Annotated in this window: 2 protein-coding genes; both read left to right on the forward strand. The window is 75.5% G+C overall.

What is annotated here, in order from left to right:
- Positions 1 to 807 (forward strand): alanine racemase (gene alr / locus NQ160_RS24030; protein ID WP_257517487.1); only part of this gene is annotated, 807 nt, incomplete at its 5' end.
- A partial coding sequence (gene tsaE, locus NQ160_RS24035) for a tRNA (adenosine(37)-N6)-threonylcarbamoyltransferase complex ATPase subunit type 1 TsaE (RefSeq protein ID WP_257517488.1) occupies positions 804 to 1,163 on the forward strand: 360 nt, incomplete at its 3' end. The genes alr and tsaE, both read left to right, overlap by 4 nt.

Here is a 1,163-nt window from a genome sequence, read left to right on the forward strand (position 1 = left end):
CGGTTCGACCAGCTGCTCGCCGCGGCCGCGGCGGCGACGGCCGACCGGCCGGTCGCGGTGCACCTGAAGCTCGAGACCGGGCTCGGCCGCAACGGCGTCGCGCCGGCGGATTGGGCGACGGTCTTCGCGGAGGCGGCCCGCCTGGAGCGGCTCGGGAGGGTGCGGGTGGTCGGTCTTTTCAGCCACCTCTCCAACACCTCGGCTGCCGACGACCGCGTCGCCCTCGCGCGGTTCCACGAGGGCGTGGCGCTGGCGGCATCGGCGGGGCTCACCCCCGAGGTGCGTCACATCGCCGCGACGGATGCCGCCATCGACCTGCCCGAGGCGCGCCTGGACTGCGTGCGCATCGGACTGGGCATGTACGGACTGTCGCCCTTCGAGGACCGCACCTCGGCCGACCTGGGACTGCGCCCCGCCATGACGCTGCGCGCGCCCGTCGTGGCCGTGCGGCGCGTCCCGGCGGGGCAGGGCGTCTCGTACGGATACGCCCACCGCACCGCGGCCGAGACGACCCTCGCGCTCGTCCCCCTCGGGTACGCCGACGGGGTGCCGCGCGCGGCGTCGGCCCGGGGACCGGTGACCCTCGGCGGCCGCCGGTTCACCGTGGCCGGCCGCATCGCGATGGACCAGTTCGTCGTCGACGTCGGCGACACCCCGGTGGCCGTCGGCGACGAGGTTGTGCTCTTCGGCGACCCCGCCCGCGGCGAGCCCGCCGCCGACGAGTGGGGCACGGCATCCGGATCCATCAACTACGAGATCGTCACGCGCATCGGTTCGCGCGTGCCGCGCCGCGAGGTGACGGCGTGACCGGGTTGGACGCGTTCCTCGGCGAGCGGGAGATCTCGTCGCCGGCCGACATGGAGGCCCTCGGCCGCGACTTCGGCCGCGCGCTGCGGGCGGGCGACCTCGTCGTGCTCACCGGAGCGCTGGGGGCGGGCAAGACGACGCTGACCCGCGGCATCGCGGCGGGACTGGGCGTCCGCGGCCCCGTGCAGAGCCCCACTTTCGTCATTGCGCGCACCCACCCGTCGCTCGTCGACGGCCCCCCGCTCGTGCACGTCGACGCCTACCGGCTGGGCTCGGCGGCGGAGCTGGACGACCTCGACATCGACCTCGACGGGTCGGTCGTCATCGTCGAGTGGGGCCGCGACATGGTGCCGGGC

Source organism: Microbacterium sp. zg.Y909, from assembly GCF_024626565.1.